Source organism: Brevibacillus laterosporus, from assembly GCF_030489605.1.
Lineage (GTDB): Bacteria > Bacillota > Bacilli > Brevibacillales > Brevibacillaceae > Brevibacillus_B > Brevibacillus_B laterosporus_E.
Genome location: NZ_JAUKFY010000001.1, coordinates 75,837 through 96,983, shown reverse-complemented (window position 1 = coordinate 96,983; position 21,147 = coordinate 75,837). Strand labels below are relative to the sequence as shown.

Annotated in this window: 19 protein-coding genes; 3 read left to right on the top strand and 16 right to left on the bottom strand. The window is 41.7% G+C overall.

The window, feature by feature from the left end; genetic code table 11:
- Positions 1-9: 9 nt before the first annotated feature.
- Positions 10-2,703 (bottom strand): DNA polymerase I, encoded by a 2,694-nt coding sequence (gene polA / locus QZ995_RS00415; RefSeq protein ID WP_301801699.1) that lies wholly within the window; start codon positions 2,701-2,703, stop codon positions 10-12.
- Positions 2,704-2,953: 250 nt separating this feature from the next.
- Between polA and QZ995_RS00410 the strand changes: the two genes are divergently transcribed.
- On the top strand, positions 2,954-3,862 hold the full coding sequence (locus QZ995_RS00410) for a DMT family transporter (protein WP_301801697.1): 909 nt from the start codon (positions 2,954-2,956) through the stop codon (positions 3,860-3,862).
- Entirely contained in the window at positions 3,849-3,974 is a 126-nt protein-coding gene (locus tag QZ995_RS00405; RefSeq protein ID WP_301801696.1) for a hypothetical protein, read from the top strand. Before QZ995_RS00410 ends, QZ995_RS00405 begins: the two co-directional genes overlap by 14 nt.
- A 49-nt stretch (positions 3,975-4,023) precedes the next feature.
- On the opposite strand, the gene QZ995_RS00400 is transcribed toward QZ995_RS00405, so the two are convergent.
- The 7 genes from QZ995_RS00400 to citZ all read right to left on the bottom strand — a co-directional run bounded on the left by QZ995_RS00400 (position 4,024) and on the right by citZ (position 12,371).
- Positions 4,024-4,890 (bottom strand): YitT family protein, encoded by an 867-nt coding sequence (locus tag QZ995_RS00400; RefSeq protein ID WP_301801695.1) that lies wholly within the window; start codon positions 4,888-4,890, stop codon positions 4,024-4,026.
- A gap of 152 nt (positions 4,891-5,042) precedes the next feature.
- Entirely contained in the window at positions 5,043-5,990 is a 948-nt protein-coding gene (locus QZ995_RS00395) for a VanW family protein (protein ID WP_301801693.1), read from the bottom strand.
- Between the two features lie 159 nt (positions 5,991-6,149).
- Positions 6,150-7,928 (bottom strand): two-component system histidine kinase PnpS, encoded by a 1,779-nt coding sequence (gene pnpS, locus QZ995_RS00390; protein ID WP_301801691.1) that lies wholly within the window; start codon positions 7,926-7,928, stop codon positions 6,150-6,152.
- 15 nt (positions 7,929-7,943) lie between these two features.
- A complete protein-coding gene (locus tag QZ995_RS00385) occupies positions 7,944-8,642 on the bottom strand; it encodes a response regulator transcription factor (RefSeq protein WP_301801690.1) in 699 nt (232 codons plus the stop codon).
- A 239-nt stretch (positions 8,643-8,881) separates the two neighbouring features.
- Positions 8,882-9,820 (bottom strand): malate dehydrogenase, encoded by a 939-nt coding sequence (gene mdh / locus QZ995_RS00380; protein ID WP_301801687.1) that lies wholly within the window; start codon positions 9,818-9,820, stop codon positions 8,882-8,884.
- A 28-nt stretch (positions 9,821-9,848) separates the two neighbouring features.
- On the bottom strand, positions 9,849-11,132 hold the full coding sequence (gene icd / locus QZ995_RS00375) for an NADP-dependent isocitrate dehydrogenase (RefSeq protein WP_031411122.1): 1,284 nt from the start codon (positions 11,130-11,132) through the stop codon (positions 9,849-9,851).
- Between the two features lie 126 nt (positions 11,133-11,258).
- On the bottom strand, positions 11,259-12,371 hold the full coding sequence (citZ, locus tag QZ995_RS00370) for a citrate synthase (protein ID WP_301801680.1): 1,113 nt from the start codon (positions 12,369-12,371) through the stop codon (positions 11,259-11,261).
- Positions 12,372-12,708: 337 nt separating this feature from the next.
- Here citZ and ytvI point away from each other — a divergent pair, with 337 nt between their 5' ends.
- Positions 12,709-13,863, top strand: a complete 1,155-nt coding sequence (ytvI, locus tag QZ995_RS00365; RefSeq protein WP_301801678.1) for a sporulation integral membrane protein YtvI — start codon at positions 12,709-12,711, stop codon at positions 13,861-13,863.
- 201 nt (positions 13,864-14,064) lie between these two features.
- Here the strand turns inward: ytvI and QZ995_RS00360 are convergent, their stop codons facing one another.
- From QZ995_RS00360 to QZ995_RS00325, 8 genes are all read right to left on the bottom strand, one after another.
- Positions 14,065-14,469, bottom strand: a complete 405-nt coding sequence (locus QZ995_RS00360) for an FxsA family protein (protein WP_301801676.1) — start codon at positions 14,467-14,469, stop codon at positions 14,065-14,067.
- Positions 14,470-14,509: 40 nt separating this feature from the next.
- Positions 14,510-14,950, bottom strand: a complete 441-nt coding sequence (locus QZ995_RS00355) for an acyl-CoA thioesterase (protein ID WP_301801674.1) — start codon at positions 14,948-14,950, stop codon at positions 14,510-14,512.
- Between the two features lie 105 nt (positions 14,951-15,055).
- Positions 15,056-16,810 (bottom strand): pyruvate kinase, encoded by a 1,755-nt coding sequence (gene pyk, locus QZ995_RS00350; RefSeq protein WP_301801672.1) that lies wholly within the window; start codon positions 16,808-16,810, stop codon positions 15,056-15,058.
- Positions 16,811-16,930: 120 nt separating this feature from the next.
- Positions 16,931-17,890 carry a 6-phosphofructokinase gene (gene pfkA, locus QZ995_RS00345; RefSeq protein WP_031411127.1) on the bottom strand — a complete coding sequence of 320 codons (960 nt, stop codon included), beginning with the start codon at positions 17,888-17,890 and terminating at the stop codon, positions 16,931-16,933.
- Between the two features lie 392 nt (positions 17,891-18,282).
- Positions 18,283-19,242 carry an acetyl-CoA carboxylase carboxyl transferase subunit alpha gene (gene accA, locus QZ995_RS00340; protein WP_003339135.1) on the bottom strand — a complete coding sequence of 320 codons (960 nt, stop codon included), beginning with the start codon at positions 19,240-19,242 and terminating at the stop codon, positions 18,283-18,285.
- Positions 19,242-20,126 (bottom strand): acetyl-CoA carboxylase, carboxyltransferase subunit beta, encoded by an 885-nt coding sequence (gene accD, locus QZ995_RS00335; protein ID WP_212931685.1) that lies wholly within the window; start codon positions 20,124-20,126, stop codon positions 19,242-19,244. The genes accA and accD overlap by 1 nt, the downstream gene beginning before the upstream one ends.
- A 20-nt stretch (positions 20,127-20,146) precedes the next feature.
- A complete protein-coding gene (locus tag QZ995_RS00330) occupies positions 20,147-20,329 on the bottom strand; it encodes a glutamate decarboxylase (protein WP_301801663.1) in 183 nt (60 codons plus the stop codon).
- Between the two features lie 73 nt (positions 20,330-20,402).
- A complete protein-coding gene (locus QZ995_RS00325; RefSeq protein ID WP_301801662.1) occupies positions 20,403-21,074 on the bottom strand; it encodes a FadR/GntR family transcriptional regulator in 672 nt (223 codons plus the stop codon).
- Positions 21,075-21,147 lie beyond the last annotated feature (73 nt).

Genomic DNA, 21,147 nt, shown 5'->3' with positions numbered 1-21,147 from the left:
ATGTCCCTCCTACTTGGCGTCATACCAGGTTTTCCCATAATTTACATCTACTTTAAGCGGAACGTCCAGTTTCAGTGCGTTCTCCATCACGTTAGCTACCAGCTTTTGCATCGTTTCTAATTCATCCTCTGGAACCTCAAACACCAATTCATCGTGTACCTGAAGAAGCATTCGACTTTTTAGCTGATTCTCAACGAGGGCCTCTTGCATCTGGATCATGGCCAATTTAATAATATCGGCAGCCGTTCCTTGAATAGGAGTGTTCATAGCGGTACGCTCTGCAAAAGAACGTAGATTAAAGTTTTTGCTTGCAATATCCGGTAGATAACGACGGCGGTGCAGTAGTGTCGTCACATAGCCGTCCTTCTTTGCCTGATGTTTAATCTCTTCCATGTAATTCTGAACACCTGAAAATACATCAAAATAGCGGGCTATAAATTCAGCCGCTTCCTTACGCGGTATATTTAAATTCTGAGATAAACCAAAATCGCTGATTCCGTAGACAATTCCAAAGTTAACAGCCTTCGCTTGACGGCGCATATTGGAAGTTACCTCGTCTTCGCTTACTCCGAATACGTCCATCGCTGTGCGTGTATGAATGTCCATATTATTTACGAAAGCGTCAATGAGATTGGGGTCCTTTGAAATATGCGCTAATATTCTCAGCTCGATCTGCGAATAATCAGCAGCGAGGATGTAGCAGTTGTCATTTGTCGGAACAAATGCTTTTCTGATTTTGCGCCCCTCTTCCAAACGGATCGGGATATTTTGCAGATTAGGTTCCGTGCTGCTAAGCCGTCCGGTAGCAGTTGTGGCTTGGTTGAAACGCGTATGCACTCTGCCTGTTTTGCCATGAATCTCTTTTAAAAGTCCTTCAATATAAGTAGAACGTAGCTTACCTAATTGACGGTACGTAAGAATATCTATCACGATCGGATATTTTTGAGCCAGCTTCTCTAGCACATCTGCGCTGGTAGAATAGCCTGTCTTCGTTTTCTTTTCAGGCGGAATTCCCATGCGTTCAAACAGAATCTCCCCTAATTGCTTCGGAGAATTTATGTTAAACGTAGTACCTGCCTGCTCATAAATTTTCTCAGTCAACGCCTCTAATTGCTTGTCCAGCTCCTCGCCCATCTGATGAAGCTGCTCCTGATTAATCAGAACACCTATCTCTTCCATATCGGCAAGCACCAGACTAAGAGGCTGTTCAATCTTTGTGTAAAGCTCTGTTAATTGGTTAGACGCAAGCTCTTCTTTGGCTTGAAGAACACTCTGCCACAAAGCCTGCGCCTTACGCGCTACATGTTCACTAATGAGCTCCATCGCCGGCAGACTTCGCTTTGCCCCTTTGCCATAGATATCCTCATCAGACGCCACTTTGACAGACGAGAATTTGGCAGTAGCATCAGACAAAGTAGGGTTGCTCTCGCTAGCATTAATCAAATAGGATGCAAGGAATAAGTCAAAACCAATTCCCTTTAGGTCCATTTCATGCCAGCAAAGACCAACCGTTTCACGTTTGCCATCGAAGACCCACTTTTGTTTAGAGGCATCCTGTAGCCAATCTGTAAAGGCTGTCCAGCTTTTAGCCGTTTCATAAGGAATGAAAAAAGCTTGTTCTTCTGTAGCTAAACCAAATCCGATAATTGGCGCATAATGATAGTTCTCTCCATCCATCTCTACCACCAAGCTCATGGGAGAGGTCAATAGAGGCTCATAATCAGCCAATTTACCTTCTTCGACAACCGTATAAGTAAAAGGCTTGCCTGGTAATGAAGTGTTCGCTGAAGAGCCTTCAGCCGCTTCTGCACTACCTTGACCATAGCTATCTGCAATGCTGTTACCACCCTTTACCTTTGATAGCAATGATTTAAATTCCATTTTTTTAAAGAACTCAATTAGCTTATCAGGCTCGTATCCCGTATATTGAGAATCAGCAATACTGATGTCAACTGGTGTATCACGCATAATGGTTGCAAGCGATTTGCTCATTTTTGCTTGCTCTACATTGTTGCGTAGATTTTCCTGCAGCTTTTTGCCAGACACCTGCTCGATATTAGCTAGCACCTCTTCAACAGAACCGAATTGGTGCAATAATTTAAGGGCCGTTTTCTCTCCTACCCCTGGAACACCTGGAATATTATCGGAGCTATCCCCCATTAACCCTTTCAGGTCAATGATCTGTTCAGGCTTCAAGCCATATTTTCCAAATATTTCCTCTGTCGAATACAACTCGATTTCACTTATCCCTTTTCGCGTAATTGCTGTAGATACATACGGGGACACTAGTTGCAGCATATCTTTATCCCCGGTGATTACGGTCGTTTTGACCTGTTCCTCTTCAGCTCGTAATGTTAACGTTCCGATGATATCGTCAGCTTCATAGCCTTCTAATTCAAATCTTTTTATTGAAAATGCGTCTAATAGCTCGCGAATTAATGGAAATTGCTCGGATAACTCTGAGGGCGTCTTAGCGCGTCCTCCCTTGTACTCTGTATATTCAGAGTGGCGAAATACCACTTTACCTGCATCAAAAGCAACTAGAATATGAGTCGGTTTCATTTCATCTATTACTTTTAGCAGCATGGTCGTAAAACCAAGCACTGCATTCGTGTGAAGTCCTTGTGAGGTGGACAGTAGCGGCAACGCATAAAAGGCACGGTTAGCGATACTATTCCCATCAATCAGCACAAAATGGTTCATGTGCGTCCGACCCCTTTCTGTTAATTCATTACCTTTCATCTTACCACAGGTAGACCTAAAAGAAAAAAGGAAACTGGGCAATCGCTTAACCGCGAAGAGTCCGTTTCATATCAGCATTTCATCACGGTTGTGAGTTGGACTTTCCTCTTGTAAAATAAGGGCAGACTGCATATGGTCTGCCGGTGATTCTAGCTGGTTTTTTCATTTTTTCAATAACGATAACTGTTGTGACTGAGAGGATATTACAATCATGGAGAGACCCATCATACCGCCTTATTTTGCCTTATTTTTAGCTGTTTTAGCCATTTCAACTTCTGCTATCTTTGTTAAGCTATCGTCGGCGCCAGCACCAGTCATTGCCACCTATCGCCTGGTGTTTTCCGTTATACTGACCATACCCTTTTTGTTCATAAATAAAGGTACTTGGCGTGAAATCGTTCAATTTAGCAGAAAGCAATGGCTATTAAGTATTCTATCTGGAGGCTTCCTAGCCGCTCATTTCCTGCTCTGGTTTGAATCACTTCGTTATACTTCCATCGCTAGTTCTACGGTGCTCGTAACGCTCCAGCCTTTGTATGCCTTTGTCGGTGGCTATTTTCTCTTTAAGGAACGCCTGAGTAAATTAGCTATGGGTGGCGGTATTTTTGCGATCATGGGCAGCTTCGTTATTGGCTGGGGAGATTTTCGTGTAGGAGGAATGGCTCTATACGGAGATTTACTAGCCCTGCTTGCAGCCTTTGTTGTGACATTATACTGGTTAATTGGACAGTATCTTCGTCGTGGTATATCATCGACAGCATATAGCTTCGTTGTCTATCTCATCAGTTCCGTCTTTTTGCTTGGACATAGTTTATTTTATGGTCATGCACTGACAGGGTATCCGCTTGCGGACTGGGGTTGGTTTATCTGTTTAGCTTTCTTCCCTACTTTACTTGGCCATTCTATATTGAATTGGGTCATTAAATGGCTAAATACTACTACGGTTTCCGTAGGGATTCTGTTTGAACCGATTGGCACCTGCATTCTTGCCTATCTGATTTTTGGCGATATCGTTACGTTGCCACAATGGATTGGCGGCTTCATCATTCTGTTCGGAATTTTCCTTTTTATCCGCTTTAACAGGCCAAAGGAGGAACTGAATCAAAATGAAACGACGTAGTTTTTTTAATGGAATGGGTGAATATATAGCTAACCTTCCCAGATGGGGAAAAGTGATTTGGACGATCGTGCTTGGTTATATGGTCGCTCGAGTGATTCATTTTTTATGGTAGGAATAATAAAAATCCCTTGCTTTTTGACAAGGGATTTTTGTTTTTTCGTTTAATGAATATCTTTTTTGGCAAAATTTCCACCAGAAACATCTGAAACATGCTCAATGGCGATGAACGCATTATCGTCAATCTCGTGTATAATAGCACGCAGCTTAGCCACTTCCAAGCGCGTAACAACACAATAGATCATTTGTGTTTCTTCCTTGCTGTATCCGCCTCGTGCGTAGACATAAGTTGTACTGCGTCCCAAACGCGCATTAATTGCCTCAGAAATTTCTTCGTATTCTTTCGAAATAATCGTTACTGATTTGGATTCATTTAAGCCCTCTACGACAATATCAATCAATTTAAAGGCTATATAATAAGTAAAAATCGAATACATAGCAGAATCCCATTCAAAGACAAAGCCAGCCATGATAAAAATAAAGAAATTGATAAACATGATAAGCTGCCCAACAGGAACTCTAGTTTTTCTGGATAGCAGGATCGCAACGATTTCTGTTCCATCTAATGTACCCCCAAAACGGATAACTAGACCTACACCCACCCCAAGAATGACACCACCAAACAAAACGGCGAGCATTTTTTCATTCGTAAATGCGGGTACATGATGGAGCATGGAAGTCGTTAACGACATGATTGCGATTCCGTACAGAGTAGAAATAGCAAAGGTTTTACCGATTTGCTTAAAGCCAATAATCAAAAACGGTAAGTTGAAGAAGAAGAGAAATAATCCCAATGGTAAATTGGTAATGGAGGACATCATAATGGAGATACCAGCAATTCCTCCGTCAATCACTTTATTAGGAACAAGGAACAGCTCCAGTGATACAGCCATCATAACGGCTCCAATGGTAATAAAAATAAACTTTAGTAAAAACGAAGATAGGGTCGTTTTTTTGTGTTGCTTAGCCATATGTTTTCATCGCACTCCCTCATTCTTGTGGTATCGTCTCTAGTAGAAACCTAGTAATAATGATAGAAATATTTATAGTTGATTGCAACTTTTTTCATTTATATATTATACTTTGGTTATAATTTATACCTTATAGGGGAGTGCAAATTTCCTTAGTGTAATGGCAGTTTTTTTGGCTGTGATTTACTGCTTTCATTGTCCAATGGCTGGTCAGTTTCTTCCGGCAATCGCTTACGAACGGTAGGTACCTCACGCGGATCATAATCTAAATCTGAGAAGGAAAATATCCGAACAACCACCATGCCATTACTAGCTCTTGCTCGAATCAGGATTGGGTATGCATAGCGATTTTGAAAACGAAAATCGGGACCATACCAGCTAACCGTCGCGTCTCTGCCCGGAGGTACATAAGCAACATTACGGCTATGGGCATAACGCTGTAAAATTTTTAAACCCGACTTGTCCACGGCATTATATAAAGTAGAAGAAACCTGACAAATTCCCCCGCCAATCCCTTCTGATAATTCTCCGCGAACAATTACTGGAGCAGGTAAATATCCCTTTTTTGTGGTTCTTTCTCCCACTGTTTGATTAAAAGAAAACGTTTCTCCAGGAAACAACACCGCATTGTCGATGGATTTGCTAGAGAGGGCAATATTACTGGCCCGATTCTTATTGCGAGGATTATAGTAAGTAACATAAGCACCAATCTGTTTTTGTGAAACTTCTTTCAATAATGAAGCATCTACTTTAGGTAAAACCGCAAGAGTAGGAATTTGTAAGTGAGTTTGTTGATTGGTATAAAAATAAGAAATAAATGATTCCATAAAGGCTTGACGATTTAAACGCTGGCCATGTTTTTCCGGGATAATTTTCTCACGTTCATCCCATTTGGCATTTATTGGAGAACGATATACCTGCTTCTCAAGCCTTGACATGTACGCTTCCAGTTTAGAAACATCCAGAATAGGAATATGTGTAAATGGAAGAGTAAATGCTTTTCGGTCTATTGAGACGACATCCTGTTTCATCTTTTGAACAACTGGTATATTTCCTTGTAATTGTAAAACCAGCATCAAGCCTGCCATCAGACTAATCACAGAATCCTTCACCTCCATTTTGTAGTATGAACAAGAGGTGGTTGTTTCACTCGATGACTAATGCTTAGGAAATCTTTTTCCGTACAGGAAATCTTTTCAGTCAAAAATAGAGTGCTACAGCTCTAATGGCGGTTTGGCACTCTATTTTCACTCCATCAATTATGAGATTGGATTGTCCAAGGGTAAGGTAACCGAAAACACAGAGCCAACACCCTCCGTACTTCTTACAGTAATGGAGCCATGTAAAGACTCACATATGTGCTTCACAATAGCTAAGCCTAAACCAGTCCCACCAGAATCACGTGATCGTGCTTTATCAACACGATAGAACCGCTCAAAAATCCGTCCAAGATCATCCTCTGGAATCCCTATGCCCGTATCCGCCACATCCAGGTAAAGATTATCTTCGTCCCTTCTCAGTTCAATCGTGATGTTCCCGCCCTCTGGTGTATAAGCTATCGCATTTGCCAGCAGGTTAAGCAAAATCTGCTGCAAGCAATCCTTATCAGCGCGCAGCATAATTCCTTGATCGGCAGGCAAAATGAGCTTTAGCTCTTTTCGTTGCAGTTGTTCCCGAAGCAGGACCGCTGTTTCTTCTATGAGCCGATGCATCTCAACCTCAGTGTAAGTCAGTGTTATTCGTTTTTGCTCAATTTTAGATAAATCTAAAATATCACTAATTAATCTAAAAAGACGTTCACTCTCGTCATAAATAATTTGCAAAAAGTGCCTGCTAATCTCTTCATCCTTAAGCGCTCCGTCTAATAAGGTTTCCGTGAAGCCTTTAATAGAGGTAATCGGTGTGCGTAACTCATGGGAAACATTCGCAACAAAATCACTGCGCATCTTTTCTAATCGGCGAATATCTGTAATGTCATTTAACACTGCCAGAACACCTTTAATTTCACCACGGTAGTTCACATAAGGAGAAAAGTCAGCATAGATCATCCGCTCTGTCGGATAAAAAATATGAATTTCATCCCGCTTCCGTTCCCCCGTGCGCATGACATCATCTATATGCTTACTAAAGCCGTAATTATGACCTGCTTCAAAATGTAATTTCCCTACGAATTCAGAACTGGATATATTCAACATTTTTTCAACCGCATTATTTATAAGCTCAATCCGCCCATTTTCGGCGATTAAAATCACGCCACTGGGCATCGTCGCCAGCACTCCTGTTAAACGTTGCTGATTCTCCGATATTTGATACATCTGCTGTTCCAAACTAGACGCCATAAAATTAATCGCTGTTGCCAATTGACCTAGCTCATCGCGGGGCTTAATTTTGACGCGGCTCTCGTACTGACGCTGCGTAATATTTCTTGCAACCCGAATAATCTCTTCAATTGGCTTGGTAATGCCATGAGAGATGCGTGAACTGACAATGCTACCGATAATCAAAGTAATTACAAGTCCCATGACCAAACTAAACCACATCTGATGGACAGATTGAGTAATGGTCTGCATGGACATAGCGGAACGAACCGCCCCAACGACTTGTCCTGTTCTATTATCCTTCAGTGGCACAGCCACATAGATCATCTGCTGATGTAGAGTATCACTTTCCCGATGGGCGATTCCTATCTGTCCCCTGAGGGCCGCTTCTATCTCTGGCCGATGAGCATGATTTCTCAGCTTTTGATCTACACCTGAGGTATCAGCCATTACTATCCCCAAAGGATCAACAACAGTAATACGCACCTCCATAGATTCAGTAAAGTGCTGAATTTGAGCTTCTAAACGCTCCTGCTGAGCTAATATTTTTGGATCAATGATCGTTTCAGAGATAAATAAGGCTTCTTTTCTTAAAAGATCATATTGCATCTGCAGATAGGATCGTTCCATAACTTTCCCAATAAATATCCCGATCACAATAAGAACAAGCGAAATTAAGCTTAGTATTGTAAAGGTAAGCTTCAGGCGAAATCGATTCACTGTACCCTCCCTGGCCTAGCCTTCTAATTTATAGCCGAGACCACGCACCGTTTTAATATAGCGTGGGTTTTTGGTATCCTGCTCTAATTTTTCTCGCAAATGGCTGACATGTACATCTACAATTCGAGAATCACCTACAAAATCATAATTCCATACTGCATTGAGCAATTGGTCACGTGTTAAAACACGTCCAACATTACTTGCAAGGTATAGTAGCAACTCAAATTCTTTCGGAGTCAGCTCCACCTTCTCGTCACGGAGGAAGACCTCATATTTTTCCGGATAGATAACGATTTCTCCAAATGAGTACTGACGTTCTTCTTCTTTTTCCGGATCTGGTTCTGGCTTCGCATTAAAACGGCGCAGAATAGCTTTGACTCGTGCGACAACTTCTCTAGGGCTAAAGGGCTTTGTAATATAATCATCCGCTCCCAATTCGAGCCCCAAAATTTTGTCCAGCTCATCCTCTTTTGCCGTCAAGATAAGGATGGGAGTATTGATTCGTTCCTGACGAAGTGTTTTGCAGACATCTAGACCATCCATATATGGAAGCATTAGGTCTAAGATGATAAAATCTGGCTTCTCTTCACGCGCCATTGTTAACGCCTGTTTGCCGTCAAAAGCGGTAATTACCTCATAGCCCGCCTTTTCCAAATTAAATTGAATCAATTTAGAAATAGATACCTCATCTTCTACTACCAAAATCTTCGTCACTTATGCTTCCCCCTACATGTAATTCTCAACTTACCTCTTCTATAGTATTACCTTTATGCTTTGTATTCTAGGCTTGTAATCTCAGTCTGACAGATGACATTTAGCGGTGCAAGTAATTTTCTTGTAAAGATTTGGTTTTCTTCCTGTAAGGATTTATGGATGGCGTAGTGGCGGGATAGATAGCGGTTACAAACAAAAAGGAGAGCAACGATGGCTCTCCTTTTTAGTTATATTTTTTTCTATTGAAGAACTTTCAAGACATTGCGAACAGCGTCAGCGGATTTATCCAAAGCTACTTTTTCGTCTTCTGTCAATTCCAGTTCATAGATTTTTTCGATACCATCTTTACCAAGCAAGGTTGGTACACCTAGGTATAGGTCTTGGTAACCATATTCACCCTGCAATAAAGCGATAGATGGAAGAATGCGTTTTTTGTCTTTTAGGATTGCTTCTGCCATTTGTACTAAAGAAGCAGCCGGTGCATAGTAAGCGGAACCATTGCCTAACAAGCTAACAATTTCACCGCCACCTTTGCGAGTGCGTTCCACGATTGCATCAAGACGATCTTTTGGAATTAATGTTTCTAGTGGGATACCACCAGCATAGGAATAACGAACAAGCGGAACCATGTCGTCACCGTGTCCACCTAGTACGAAGCCTGTTACGTCTTCTACAGATACATTCAATTCTTCAGCAACGAATGTGCGGAAACGAGCTGTATCTAGCACACCTGATTGACCAATAACACGCTCTTTAGGAAAACCGGATGCTTTGTAGAATGTGTAAGTCATTGCATCAACTGGGTTAGACAAAATAATAACAGTTGAGTTTGGAGCATAGATTTTTACGTTTTCTGCCACTGATTTCATGATACCAGCATTGGTATTTACCAAGTCATCACGGGACATACCAGGTTTGCGAGCGATACCAGCAGTAATGATAACCATATCAGCACCTTGGATATCCGCATAGTTAGCAGTACCTGTGATTTTTGAATCAAAGCCTAGTACAGGGGAAGATTCCATCATGTCTAATGCTTTTCCTTTTGTAGGATTCTCTAATTGAGGGATATCAACAAGAACAACATCACCCAATTCCTTTTGAGCTAGGATAAAAGCTGTTGTTGCACCTGTGAAACCACTACCGATGACTGCGATTTTTTTGCGTTGAAAAGACATGTAATAGACCTCCTCAAGTTTTCGATTCCTAAAGATTTTTGATTAAGGCATCTGCAAATTCAGATGTTTTCAGTTCTTTTGCACCATCCATCAGACGGGCAAAATCATAAGTAACTTCTTTAGATGAAATTGTTTTTTCCATTGCTGCTATCAACAGATCAGCTGCTTCATTCCAACCTAAATGACGAAGCATCATTTCACCAGACAGGATTACAGAAGATGGATTTACTTTATCAAGACCAGCATATTTTGGAGCTGTACCATGGGTTGCTTCAAAAATAGCATGACCTGTCAAATAGTTGATGTTGGCACCAGGGGCGATACCAATACCTCCAACTTGTGCAGCCAGCGCATCGGAAATGTAGTCACCATTTAAGTTCAATGTAGCTACTACATCATATTCTGCTGGACGAGTCAAGATTTGTTGCAAGAAAGCGTCTGCAATCACGTCTTTTACGATTAGCTTGCCTGCTGCTTCTGCTTCTTTTTGAGCTTGATCGGCATCTTTTCCTTCCGCTTTTAAACGGTCGTACTGTGCCCATGTAAATACTTTATCACCATATTCAGCTTCAGCAACTTCATAACCCCAGTTTTTAAAGGCGCCTTCGGTAAATTTCATAATATTACCTTTGTGAACAAGTGTTACAGATTTACGGTTGTTTTCTAAAGCATACTCAATTGCAGCGCGAACTAAACGTTCTGTACCATCTTTGGAAACAGGCTTAATACCGATACCAGAAGATTCTGGGAAGCGAATTTTCTTAACGCCCATTTCGCTTTGTAAGAATTGAATAACTTTTTTAACTTCATCGGACCCCTCAGCCCATTCGACACCAGCATAAATGTCTTCAGTATTTTCACGGAAGATCACCATGTCAGTAAGTTCTGGGTGTTTAACAGGAGATGGTACTCCATCGAAGTATTGAACAGGGCGTACGCAAGCATACAAATCAAGCTCTTGACGCAATGCCACGTTGATAGATCGAATTCCACCTCCAACCGGAGTTGTTAAAGGTCCTTTAATTGCGATCAGATATTCACGAATTGCTGTTAATGTATCTTCAGGCAGCCACTCACCATATTGATTAAATGCTTTTTCACCAGCAAATACTTCAAACCACGCGATTTTTTTCTCGCCTTTATATGCTTTTTCTACGACTGCATCTAAAACGCGAACAGATGCATTCCAAATATCAGGTCCAGTTCCGTCCCCTTCAATAAAAGGAATGATTGGATTGTTAGGTACAACCATTTTGCCATTATCTACGGTGATTTTTTCTCCATGTGTTGGTGCAGAAAGATTTTTAAACAAAGGAACCCCTCCATGTTTTTATAATCTGATCTCTTTTTATAATACATGAAAATCCTGCCAAAGGACATGCCTAGAACCACCAAATCTCACACGATTGGCAGTTCCAGAATTTTCATTGCAAGCGAACTATCTTAGGTCAATCGGTATAAAGTGCTGATTTACTGGCCCAATATAGTCTGCACGCGGGCGAATTAAGCGATTATTTTCATATTGCTCCATGATGTGAGCTGTCCAGCCAGACATCCGGCTGATCGCAAAAATAGGAGTAAACAAGTCAATAGCTAAACCAAGTGATACGTAAACCGAAGCAGAATAGAAGTCTACGTTAGGCTTTAATCCTTTTTCACCTGTAACCAGCTCTTCAATCTTCACTGACATTTCGTACAATTCTGTTTTGCCTTGTTGTTCAGTTAATTCTTTAGACATACGACGCAACCACTTTGCACGCGGATCGCCATCTTTATAAACACGATGACCAAAGCCCATGATTTTTTCCTTATTATCTAAAGCCTGACGAATATAAGGAACGACTTTGTCTACAGATCCGATTTTTTCTAGCATAGTGGCAACAGCTTCATTAGCTCCTCCATGCAACGGGCCTTTCAAGGTTCCAATCGCTGATACCACACCAGAATAAATGTCTGTCAGGGTAGCAACTGTCACGCGTGCTGAAAATGTAGAAGCATTAAATTCATGGTCGGCATGTAGAATTAGTGCCGTATCAAATGCTTTTACTGCCGTATCAGATGGTTCTTCTCCGCTTAGCATGTACAGGAAATTCTTGGCAATGGAATACTCCTCTCTCGGTGCAATTGGTTCCAATCCCTTACGAAGACGGTCATATGCCGCAACGATAGTGGGCGTCTGAGCGGTTAGTCGGATTGACTTGCGATAATTTGCTTCCTTTGACATTTCCTGTGCCTCTTTGTCGTAGAGCGCTAGCGAAGAGACAGCTGTGCGCAATGCCGCCATAGAGTGAACGCCTTCGGGAAAATTACGAATGCTTTCAATAAGCTCTTGAGGGATTTGGGCGTTTGCTCCTAATTCCTTCTGGAAGGCTTCCAGCTGATCGCGCTTCGGTAGGGCTCCATGCCAAAGTAGATATACCACTTCTTCAAAGGTAGCGTTTTCAGCTAATTCATCAACATTAATACCTCTATAGCACAATACGCCATCAATGATTGAACAGACTGCCGATTGAGCAGCAACAACACCTTCTAAACCTTTAGTAGCTGTCATATGCGTCTCTCCTTTTCTGTATAGGTTTAAATGCTATTTTTCTTGATAAATCTTCTCCCCCTATTCTTTTGCGAAAAAATCGAAAAAAAAGAATTTTCTTTTTGCATAAAGTAAAAGGCAGGAAAGTAAGACATAAGATATATAACGGGTAAACTAGAAAAGAAAGAGTAAAACAACAAAACATGATTTCGACACCAATTATAAAAGATATTGACGATTTTGTGAATGATAAAAATTCAAACAGTTATACTTTAGGCTCAAAATGTCTTAAAACTTGCGTAAAATGTACCTCTTCCTGCATAATAATACGTGACAGAAAAAGCGAAAGTTTAATGAATTGATAGATCAGGAGGGAACTACACTGACCCCGGAAACTTGGCTAACGCGCCTTTTTCAAGGCATTCGTTTTTTATGGGTGATTCTTTGCATCGTGGCCTTGTATTTTGCAGTCATCAAGATCACTCCTCTTATTTACCCATTTATTATCTCTTTAATCATTGCGATTATTGTAAACCGCCCAGTCACTAATTTAACGGAACGGCTTCGATTTCCCCGCTGGCTGTCCGTAACAGTAGTTTTGCTGCTTTTGCTGCTTATAGTCACTGGGGTCATTACATTGGTGATCAATACGACCGTAAATGAAATCGGAAATTTGGTCAAGTTATTACCTAGACTTTCCGTAGAGTTCACTGGATATATCCAAAATTTTCTAGCCCATGATTTTATCGCTAATTTATATCATCGGTTCCAGTTTTTCTATACACAACTGGATTTAAACTCTCAGACTACTATCGATTCTAACGTAAAAGAAGCACTTCATACCATTAGTAATAGCTTTCAAACTATTATCGTTGGGGCTTTGTCTGGCATCAATGCCTTCCTTTTGTCACTGCCAAGCCTAGGTACGGTATTTGTCATCTCCTTGTTAGGAGCATTTTTCTTAAGTAAGGATTTTTACCTGTGGAAATCACGCATGCACAAGATTTTACCCACTGGTGTTAATCATCGAATGGATCAAATCGTTTTAGACTTGCGTTCCGCATTGGTAGGGTTTTTAAAAGCGCAGCTTACTCTTATTTCAATTACCGCAGCCATTGTCATTATCGGTCTTTTGCTTTTACGAGTGGAGTATGCGATTACGATAGGGTTATTAACCGGTCTGGTCGATTTACTGCCATATTTGGGCACAGGTACAGTCTTTGTACCATGGATCATTTTCTTGTTCTTTAAGGGGCAATACGCGCTTGTAGTAGGTCTTTCCGTCCTGTATGGCATCGTTGTGATCTTCCGTCAGATTATCGAGCCAAAGATTGTTGCTGAAAATGTAGGACTAGACCCCTTGCTCACATTAGTAGCCCTATTTGCGGGATTAGAATTGTTTGGTGTGCTGGGTTTGATTATTGGACCAGTCAGTTTAGTGATTGTCAACGCTTTAGTTAAGGCGAAAATCTTTGAAGATTTATGGATGTATATTGTAAAGGGGAAATTGTAACTAGCGTAATTCGTAATCCGATTGTATTCCAGCTTCCCTTAGTTGAAGGCGCCATAGTATTTGGACTTGGCGCCTTTTTCATATGTTCAACGATACAATAAGCAGCCTCCTAGCTTTTCAGATAATCCTGGTTATCCCACGCAATATCTCCTGTTCAACAAAAAAGAGGCCAGCTCTCACAGGTCGCTAGCCCCTCTTTTATTATCTTCTAAAATGAATAAACTTGATCATTTTCCCAGAAGCAATCATCGACATAATCCATGCTTTTAAGAAATAACGCAAGATCATTCTCGTATATGGTATTAAAAAGATAATACCAATGATATCAGTGAAAAATCCAGGAAACACAAGTAAAAAACCGCCAAATAGGATAAACAATCCATCCAATAATGCATTAGTCGGCATTTGCCCTCTAGATAGCTGTAGCTGTAATAATTTTAAGGTCTGAGTTCCTTGATTTTTAGCAAGATATGCCCCTACCACTGATGTTAAAATGACCAACAGGATCGTCCAAGGTCCTCCAATCACTTTTCCTACTGCAATAACTCCCCAAATTTCCAAAATCGGTATGATTAAAAAAAACACAAACAATATTCGTAACCACATGGGCATATCACTTCCTCTGCCGGTTAATCAAACCAATTCTTTACCCGAGATATTTTTCATACTCAGCTTGTAAACAGGAATACAGCTCTGGAATCACTTTAGGAAGACGGATTGGTTTTATTTGTGGATTCGTGAAAACATGCTCTGTCTTCCCTGACACTAATAATTGATTGTCATTGACTCGGTATATCTCATAACCAAAGTTCATACGGATGGGCGTTACATGCTCAATAAACGTGCGAATTTCAATCTCATCATCATAGCGTGCTGGTGAATGAAAAGATAAGGTTGCATTGGTTACTGGCAATAGTACGCCTTTCTCCTCTATCCCTTTATATGATATTCCAGCTACTTCTCTAATATATTCAGTTCGTCCAAGTTCAAACCATGTTAGATAGTTTGCATGATATACAATTTGCATTTGATCTGTTTCGCTGTAGCGAACCCGAAGCCGATAGGTATGATAAAAAGCTGGATTCATTTCATTATAGCCTCCTAACTTCGTAAAGCCTTCTCTCATATAGTAGCACAAAAAGGACCATCGAATAATCTCGATAGTCCTTTTCTTTCTAGAAACGAATGTCTCTTATAGCACAGGAGCCATACCAGTAAAGATTTTACCACGTTCTGAATCAACAGTTACTTCCATGCCATCCTTAAAGATAGCTGTAGCATTGTTTACACCGATTACAACAGGTGTATTTAGGTTCAAGCCGACAATAGCTGCATGAGAAGTAAGTCCGCCTTCTTCAGTGATAACTGCTGCCGCACGTTCAAATGCAGGAATCATATCAGAATCAGTACCTAGACATACCAAGATGGAGCCTTCTTGTACTTTATTCATTGCCTCTTCCGCTGTGCGAGCAACAACAACATTACCAGTCACTACTGCTTGCCCGATCCCTTGTCCTTTAGCAAGCACATCGCCAATTACATGGATTTTCAATAGGTTGGTTGTACCTGTTTCACGAACAGGAACGCCTGCTGTAATTACAACCAAATCACCATATTTAACCATACCTGTTGTCAAAGCCTCACGTACAGCGATGTCAAACATTTCATCTGTTGTTTCTGCTTGCTTCGTTACAACTGGGTACACTCCATACATTAAGGAAAGACGGCGAGCAACACCTTGATGTGGAGTTACTGCGATAATTGGTGCTTTTGGACGGTATTTAGAAACAAGACGAGCTGTATGTCCACTTTCTGTAGAGGAGATAACTGCTGCTGCATTTAGATCAAGAGCGGATTTTACTACTGCTTGAGAAATTGCGTCTGTTACTGTTACACGGTTGCAAGTTGCATGAGCTTTCATTACTTCACGATAGTTCAAGCTTTGCTCTGCACGTAGAGCGATGCTGTTCATGGTTTGAACAGATTCTACCGGGTATTTACCTGCTGCTGTTTCACCGGAAAGCATGATAGCGTCAGTGCCATCATAAATCGCGTTCGCTACGTCACTTGCTTCTGCACGAGTTGGACGTGGGTTGCGTTGCATAGAATCCAACATTTGTGTTGCTGTAATAACTGGTTTGCCCAGCAGGTTACATTTTTGGATCATCATTTTTTGGCAAACAGGAACTTCCTCAACAGGAATTTCTACACCAAGGTCTCCACGAGCTACCATTAAACCGTCGGATACTGCCAAAATTTCATCGATGTTGTCAACGCCCTCTTGGTTTTCAATCTTGGAGATGATGTCAATTTTTGCTCCATGCTTATCTAGGATTTCACGGATTTCCAATACGTCTGAACCCTTGCGCACAAAGGAAGCCGCGATAAAGTCAACACCTTGCTCGATACCAAACTTGATATCTGCAGCATCCTTCTCAGTGATACCCGGCAGGTTGATAGAAACTCCAGGAACATTTACACCTTTTTTACTTTTTAGTGTACCGCCGTTTTTGATAACACAAACGATTTCAGTACCTTCAATTTTTGTAACTTCCAAGCCGATTAGACCATCATCGATCAGAATTTGGCTACCTACTTTTACATCGTTAGGAAGGTCAGGATATGTGATTGATACACGCTCAGCTGTTCCAGCTATCTCTTGAGTTGTTAAAGTGAAGGTGTTGCCCTCTACTAGCTCTACAGCGTCTACAGACATGTTTCCTGTACGGATTTCAGGTCCTTTCGTATCCAGTAGGATAGCTACCAATTTACCTGTTTCTTTTGCTGCCTGACGAATATTTCTAATACGAGCGCCATGCTCTTCAAAATCACCGTGGGAAAAGTTTAAACGGGCTACATTCATTCCCGCGTTAATTAGTTTTTTTAGTGTTTCCACCGATTCGGATGCCGGTCCAATAGTACATACGATTTTTGCCTTGCGTAACAAAATAATCCCTCCAAAAATTGCTTAGTAATTCTTGTTTTACAAAAGAACAGGACGTTCATTAACTAAACTATATGCATGAGAACGCCACTGAAATTGTTATGCTTCTTGAAAAGTTACCAATTAAATGGATAGAGAGCGCGCTAATTGGTAAATTGACAAGTCTAGTTGATGTTTTTGATCAAGCGCTTCATCAATGTCAACGTCTACGATGTTATTGTTCTTAATTCCAACCATGCGATCCGCCTTGCCCTCAAGCAGCAAATCTACAGCAGCTGCGCCTAAACGACTTGCTAACATACGGTCGAAAGCAGTTGGAGAACCACCACGTTGAATATGTCCCAGAACAGTGACACGAGTCTCCCAGCCTGTTTCTGCCTTGATGACATCTGCGAACTGAGAAGCTTGGCCTACCCCTTCTGCAACAATAATGATGGAATGCTTTTTACCGCGGCGATGACCTGAACGTAGTCGCTCCAGAATATCCTTCATATCCGTGTCTGCCTCAGGGATGATGATGGATTCTGCTCCAGCAGCTAAGCCAGCCCACAGAGCCAAGTCGCCTGCATCGCGCCCCATAACCTCAACAATGTACGTACGCTCATGCGAAGTAGCTGTATCGCGGATTTTGTCAATGCATTCTACTACAGTGTTTAATGCTGTGTCAAAGCCAATTGTAAAGTCAGTGCATGGAATGTCATTATCAATAGTACCCGGAACGCCAATTGTTGGGAAGCCAAGCTGCGTTAGTTTTTGCGCACCGCGGAACGAACCGTCACCGCCGACAACAATTAGACCTTCAATTCCGTGTTTCTTTAATTGCTCAACCGCTTTTGCTCGTCCTTCTTCCGTTCTGAACTCGTCGCTGCGAGCTGTGAAAAGCATAGTTCCGCCACGATGAATAATGTCACCTACAGAACCAAGGGTTAATTCCTTGATGTTACCGCTAATAAGACCATTATATCCATTGTAAACTCCAAAAATCTGAACGCCCTTGTAAATAGCTCGACGTACCGCAGCACGGACAGCCGCGTTCATACCTGGAGCATCGCCACCACTAGTTAAAACAGCAATTTTTTTCATCGTACTCACCTCTTCATTTTCTCCTTTCCTTAGGATGGCTCTCTGCATCATTTTCTATTGGTAACGAAAATGAGAAACCTGGGGAAAATTTTGTTAACAAAATGCTTGCCAACAGTCAACACACACCAAATTCATACAATCGAAACCACAAATATTTACCCAATAATTAGGAAAACAAGATGGTGTTATACCAATTCGGTAAATTAGTCACGCAGTATGTATAAATGGCGTATATTGATAGGCTGTTATACAACAAACTTCCGGTTTTAGCCACTCCATTCTGGAATTTGTGACATACTTTTTGTTACTTTTTCTTTTTTTGCCAAGATCGTCTTCCGAATACTGATTCTAACAGATTTTTAGCGTCTAAAAAAGCAAAAAACTCCCCTTTTTTATGAAAGGGAAGTAAATGTGCCAATTTGTTTAAATTTGTTATAACGATGCTGTACTAATTCTTTAGGGGACAGTTTTTCCAGCTCAGCCAAACCATTAAGCAACGACTGTTTAATAAAACCTGCTTGTTGGATTAAATCACGATGTGCCCCACCAAATGGTTCTGGAATGATTTGATCGATGATACCTAATTCTAATAAATCTGGGGCAGAAATTTTCATGGTTTCGGCTGCCCGCATAGCGAGACTAGAATCTTTCCATAAAAGAGCCGCAGCTCCCTCTGGAGAGATAACCGAATAAACGGAGTTCTCAAGCATATAGATATGGTTACCGACACTAATGCCTAAAGCTCCTCCACTACCACCTTCCCCGATGACCACGCAAATAATGGGCACCGTGAAATTGGCCATCTCAAGCAAATTTCGAGCAATCGCTTCGCTCTGTCCGCGCTCCTCTGCTGCTTTACCTGGATAAGCCCCTTGCGTATTAATAAACGTAATGATCGGTCGACCAAATTTCTCAGCCTGCTTCATTAACCGCAACGCTTTACGATACCCCTCTGGATGAGCCATACCAAAATTGCGGCTAATATTCTCCTTGGTATCCTTCCCTTTTTGATGACCGATAACAGTGACAGGTCGGCCTTCTAGGCGCGCAATCCCACCAACAATCGCCAAATCATCTCCATAGGAACGATCCCCATGTAATTCCATAAAATCAGTAAAGATATGCTTGATGTAATCAAACGTAGTGGGACGCTCTGGATGACGAGAAATCTGCACGCGTTGCCACGGAGTTAAATTCCCGTAGATTTGCTCGGCCAAATCTTTCGCTTTTTCCTCCAGACGCTTTACTTCATCTGTAAAATCAATCCCTTTTTCTTCTGTAAACTTACGTAGTTCTTTAATTTTATCGTGCAGCTCTACTAATGGTTTTTCAAATGAGAGATCTGTTGCCATTATTCTCCCTCCCTATGTGTGTGCAAAGCGACCAATGTACCTAAAGTATCTCGCATATCTTTGCGATGCACTACCATATCAAGCTGCCCATGCTTTAATAGAAACTCCGCAGTTTGGAAATCCTTAGGAAGCTCCTGACGAATCGTTTGTTCAATGATACGACGGCCAGCAAACCCAATCTGAGCGCCTGGTTCGGCAATATTAATATCACCAAGCGAGGCAAAGCTGGCAGATACACCGCCGGTAGTCGGATGAGTTAACACGGAGATAAACAACAAGCGTTCATTTGCCATTTGAGCCAATGCAGCGCTGGTTTTTGCCATCTGCATCAAGCTGATCATTCCTTCCTGCATACGTGCTCCACCAGAAGCAGAGAACAGGATAAACGGCAGCTTGCGTTCAATAGCGCGTTCAATTGCCCGTGTAATTTTTTCACCAACAACTGCGCCCATGCTGCCCATCCGAAAGCGCGAGTCCATGACACCTAACACAACAGGCATCCCCTGAAGCAGACCCTCGCCAGTAATTACCGCTTCGTTCAAATTTGTTTTGGTACGATCTTGTTCTAATTTATCTTCATAACCCGGAAAATTAAGAGGGTTATCTGAAATTAAATTAGCATCAAATTCTTCTGTAAAGCTCCCATTATCCAGCAACGATTGTACACGTTCTGGAGAAGATAATGGAAAATGATGCTGACAGCCTTTGCAGACTCTTAGATTCTTCTCCAAATCCTTGGAGTAATGAATTGTTCCGCAATGGGAACATTTATGCATAAGACCTTCTGGAACCTCTTTAGGTTCAACAGTCGGGACTTCTTGCGTCATTGACACGCTTGGTACAGTCGCAAATTTGCGCTTTTTCCCAAAAAGATCTTTGAGCACACTATCACCTCACATTTGTTTCAGTGAAGAACCGTGCCGAGAACCTCTTGCACTTCGGACAGTTCGCCTTCTGGCACCAGTATCTCAAATTGCTTGGATACTTTAGCCTCACGAACCTTCACCAGAAATCCTTCACTTGTTAAACGGTGTTGAATACGTTCGGCAATCTTGGCGCTAGGAGCGATGTAGATGACGGTCCACATGATAATCCTCCTTACTGCTGTAAATCTGACAATCTGTGCCTCATCATATCACAGCCCCCACAGCACCTGCAATTTATAACATGCTGTTGTCAAGATGTACCTTCATATATTCCATCGCCTTTGCAGCGTTACCTTCGCGAATTGCCTCCATAACTTGCACATGTTCCTGATGAGCAATACGCGCTCTTCCCTCACGTGCTAATGAGTCTTTGCGAATCCCACCACTATATTCCACGAGCGGAGCCCATATCCGGTGTAAGACAGAATTGCGGCTCGATCTGCATATGACCCGATGAAATAAGTAATCTTCCTCCCAAGGAATCTCTCCTCGCTCCAACTTATCCCAAGCAGAATCCAAAATGCGCTCCATTTCCTCAAAGTGCCTAGTCCCTGCCCGGGTGCACGCAAGACGTACGGCATCCAGTTCTAGAATCTTACGCATTTCTACGAGATCTTTTTTGGTTTTTGCATCACGTAGAATGTAAGAACCTAATAAATCGATCAACCGGTTGTGTCGATAATGCTTTAAAAAAGTGCCTTCCCCGCGTCTTGTCTCTATTAGACCCAACAGCTCTAAAGCTCGTAGCGCCTCACGCACAGAGGAACGCCCAACACTTAATCGCTCGGAAAGCTCTCGCTCTGAGGGGAGCTTATCCCCAGGACGTAAATTCTCTTCTGCAATGATTTCGTTCAATTGCATGAGAATTCCTTCATACACTTTCCGATTGGTGGAGGAGTCTGTCATCGTACTCCACTCCTTCGGCTAAAAATCAGGAGAAGGCGATTGCTAATCGCCTTCTCTTATACGGCTACTTCCT